Source organism: Arthrobacter sp. I3 (assembly GCF_000520575.1).
Classification (GTDB): domain Bacteria; phylum Actinomycetota; class Actinomycetes; order Actinomycetales; family Micrococcaceae; genus Arthrobacter; species Arthrobacter humicola_A.
In genome coordinates, this window is sequence record NZ_KI914917.1 from 1 (window position 1) to 4,400 (window position 4,400).

The 4,400-nt window shown below is 65.3% G+C and carries 1 protein-coding gene and 1 rRNA gene; both read right to left on the reverse strand.

Going from position 1 to position 4,400, the window contains the following annotated elements; genetic code table 11:
- A 16S ribosomal RNA gene (locus tag Y706_RS0108975) occupies positions 1-320 on the reverse strand; the annotation flags it as partial.
- Positions 321-809: 489 nt separating this feature from the next.
- Positions 810-4,400 (reverse strand): 1,4-alpha-glucan branching enzyme (locus Y706_RS24515; RefSeq protein WP_084476035.1); only part of this gene is annotated, 3,591 nt, incomplete at its 5' end.

Below are 4,400 nucleotides of genomic sequence, written 5' to 3' on the forward strand. Positions count from 1 at the left end.
GTCCCAGTGTGGCCGGTCACCCTCTCAGGCCGGCTACCCGTCGTCGCCTTGGTGAGCCATTACCTCACCAACAAGCTGATAGGCCGCGAGTCCATCCAAAACCACAATAAAGCTTTCCACCCCCCACCATGCGATGAGGAGTCATATCCGGTATTAGACCCAGTTTCCCAGGCTTATCCCAGAGTTAAGGGCAGGTTACTCACGTGTTACTCACCCGTTCGCCACTAATCCCCGGTGCAAGCACCGGATCATCGTTCGACTTGCATGTGTTAAGCACGCCGCCAGCGTTCATCCTGAGCCAGGATCAAACTCTCCGTTGAAGTAAAACAGACACAACATGCGCCCCCGGGAAAACGGGATACACACGCTGCACAAAATTTGAAACCAGCCAAATAACACCAGACCACACCACGGGGTGGCGGGCCCGGCAAATTCAACCAATTCAATACAATAAATTGGTATCAACAAACTTGGCACACTATTGAGTTCTCAAACAACAGACACACCCGGCACCACCACAACCAACATTTCGGTCGCGGATCGCTCCGGAGCAACTTTTCAAACTTACCCGGCCGCTTCACCCTAGTCAAATCGGCGATCCAGACTCATTCTTGCCATAGGCTTCTGGGTCTTGGTGGCCGTTCAACTCCGGGGAGCAGCGCGGAAATAAACTCTACCACCACTTGGACCGGCTGACAAAGCGGCGCCGAAGACGGTGCAGAAAAGCCCGGAATCACGGGGATTCCGGGCCCCTCGCAAACACTTCCCCACGCGCGCCAGACCTGCTGCCCGGGCGCTGCGCCTAGCTCCTAGCCCAGCGGCTTGAAGTACGCGGCCCCTAGCGGAGGCAGGGTGACGGTGAGCATGGCCGGTTGTCCGTCCAGGCCGTCCTTCGTCGCGGTCAGGGTTCCAGTGTTCTCCACCCCGGAACCGCCATAGCTGGCGGCGTCGGTGTTGAGCACTTCCTGCCACTCGCCGGCGGTCGGGACGCCGAGGAGGTAGTCCGTGTGCGGGCCGCCGGAGAAGTTCACGGCGCAGACCAGCGGGTTGCCGTCGGCGTCGCGGCGGATGAACGTCAGCACATTGCGGTCCGAGTCTCCCCCATTGATCCACTGGAACCCTTCGGGCTGGTTGTCCCGCTCGTACAGCGCCGGCGTGGAACGGTAGAGCTCGTTGAGGTCCTTGGTCAGGAGCTGCATGCCGTTGTGTGCCGGGATGTCCGCGAGCCACCAGTCCAGGCCGTACTGCTCCGACCACTCCGCTTCCTGGCCGAATTCGGTGCCCATGAAGATCAGCTGCTTGCCCGGGTGGGCCCACTGATATCCCAGGAATGCGCGCAGGTTTGCCAACTGCTGCCACCGGTCACCGGGCATCTTGCGCAGCATGGAGCCCTTGCCGTGCACAACTTCATCGTGGCTGATGGGCAGCAGGAAGTTTTCCGTGAAGGCGTAGACCATCGAGAACGTGATGGTGCCGTGGTGCCACCGGCGGTTATATGGGTCCTCGGCCATGTATTTGAGCGAGTCGTGCATCCAGCCCATGTTCCATTTGAGGCCGAAGCCCAGTCCGCCGCCGCTCGTGGGTGCCGTGACGCCCGGGAATGCGGTGGATTCCTCGGCAATCATGACCGCGCCGGGGTGGGTTTTGTAGACCGTGGCGTTGACCTCCTGGAGGAAGGAGATCGCTTCCAGGTTTTCGCGGCCGCCAAAACGGTTTGGCTGCCACTGGCCCTCTTCCCGGGAGTAGTCGAGGTAGAGCATCGAGGCGACGGCGTCCACGCGGAGCCCGTCGATGTGGAACTCATCGAGCCAGTACAGGGCGTTGGCCACCAGGAAGTTGCGCACCTCCCTGCGGCCGAAGTCGAAGATCAGCGTTCCCCAGTCCGGGTGCTCGCCCAGGTTCGGATCGGCGTGCTCGTATAGCGCTTCGCCGTCGAACCGGGCCAGGGCCCACTCGTCCTTGGGGAAGTGCGCCGGGACCCAGTCGAGGAGGACGCCGATGCCGGCTTGGTGGAGTTCGTCGACGAGGTGGCGGAATTCGTCCGGGTGCCCGAATCGCGAGGTCGGCGCGAAGTACGAGGTGACCTGGTAGCCCCACGAGCCGCCGAAGGGGTGCTCGGCCACGGGCATGAACTCCACGTGGGTGAAGCCGAGCCATTTGACGTATTCCACGAGTTCCTTGGCCAGTTCGCGGTAGCCCAGCCCCACCTTCCAGGAGCCGAGGTGGACCTCGTAGACGCTCATGGCCGAGTTGTGCGGATCGCGGGCGGCGCGGGCCTGCATCCACTCGGCATCCTTGAAGACGTAAGAGGGCTCCACCACCCGGGATGCCGTCAGCGGCGGGACTTCGGTGCCGAAGGCCAGCGGGTCCGCTTTTTCCACCCAGTATCCGTGCCGGGTCCTGAGTTCAAATTTGTAGCACGCCCCTGCTACAACCCCGGGAATGAAGACCTCCCACACACCGGTGGAACCGAGGGAGCGCATGGAGTGTTCGCGGCCGTCCCAGCCGTTGAAGTCACCCTTGACGCGCACTGCCTGGGCGTTCGGGGCCCAGACGGCGAAGGACACGCCGTCGACGTCGCCAAGCGAGGACTTGTAGTGCTGCACATGCGCGCCGAGGACATCCCACAGACGCTCGTGCCGGCCCTCACCGATCAGGTGCAGGTCCACTTCGCCGACGGTTGGCAGGTAACGGTAGGGGTCGTCCATGACCTGGGGCTCGTGGTCCTTGTAGGTCACCTCGAGCCGGTAATCCGGCACATGGCCGCGCTCGAGCGGCTCCATCACGGCCACCCATACGCCGCTCGATTCGTGCGTCATGGGCGTCGAACCCGCCGACGTCACGACCGAGACCGCTTCCGCCAGGTGCTTGACCGTCCGGATGGTGACATGGCCATGGTCATCGAGGTGGGCGCCGAGGACCGAGTGGGGCGCGTGGTGTTCGCCGCTGGAGACCCTCGCAAGGGTCTCGCCATCCACGGGCAGTGGTGTGCCGGGCCGATCGATACGTGCTGATCCTGTCATTTTTATACCTTCCGCTGCGGCTTCGGCGGCGACGCCGGAACCTGTACTGCCGAGGAGACGACGCGATGCGTTCACCGGGATGGAGAGCCAGTCGGGCCTGTTCCTTAGTTCGTAGATGACTTCGTAGAGGGCCTTGTCGAGCCACAGCGCCACAAAGAGCGGCGAGTCGCGGTCGATGCTGCCGGGAATGACGTCGGCGTAGCCGGCCAGGAAGGCCTCAGCGCAGTCATCCACCCAGGTCCCGGGCACCACGGCTCCGGGGTTTTCGCGGACGGCGGCGCCGGCGGCGTAGTCGAAGGACCGCAGCATGCCGACAACGTCGCGAAGAGCGACGTCCGGGAAGTTGCGCTCGGCGATGGGGCGCAGGGGCTCGCCCTCGAAGTCGAGGATGGCCCAGCGCGGGGGGGCCCCCGGCTCGCCCGGGACCATGCTGCCGGGCACCTGCAGGATCTGCCCGAGGTGGAGGTCGCCGTGGATACGCTGGAGCGGGCCAGCGCTGGTACCCTCGAGCCGGCCGAGGAGACGGTCCAGGGCTTCTTCGTAAGGCCCGACGGCCTGGCCGGCCTGGGCCCAGGACTGACGGACGCGCTCGGCCACTCCCGGCGCGATGTCCTGCCCCGGCGCAGATTCGGCGGCTGTGCCCAGGGCCTCGGCGAGCCTGCGGTGTACCGTGGCTGTCGCCGCGCCCAGCGCGTGGGCTTCGGCAGCGAACCCGATCCCCCGGCTGGCCGCGTCCACGGCGAGCCGCCACGCATCGAGCCCGCCGGCGAGGAATTCGTGCGCCACAGCGAGTTCGCCGGAGGCGGGACGGACAGTGGCAGAGCGGGCGGTACCGGACGGTTCCGCCCCTGCTACGGCCGCCGGCACCTCCCACTCGCCGGCCACCCAGCCAAGGGTTGCCGGGACCTCCGCGGTGTGCCCCGCAGTCAGCGCCGCACCGATTTCAACCTCGGGATTCTGGCCTTCGGACAGCACCCGGAAGAACTTCACGATGGCGACTGTGCCGCCGTCCTCGTCGTCGACGATCACCGAACTGTTCGATTGCTCGCCCGCGAGGACTTTGACCTTGCCTGTTGCGAACGGCAGGCGGTAGCCGGACTCCACCAGGTGGCCGGTGGCGTTGCCCGACGGCGTCGTTGCGCCGTGCCGCATCAGCTCCAGCCAGGCGGCGACGAAGGACGCATCATGGACGCCGTCGTACACCCACTGGTGGGCTGCATCAGCGCGGGTTCCGGGAAGTTCGCCGATCAGCGCGCGTTCTGCCCCCGGCAGTGGTTCTGGCCGGAAACTGAGCGGCACCTGGACGACGTCGGTGCGGCTGCCGCCGGGCGTGGGGTACGACACCGCGACCAGCAACACCTCGAACGTGGCCCCGCC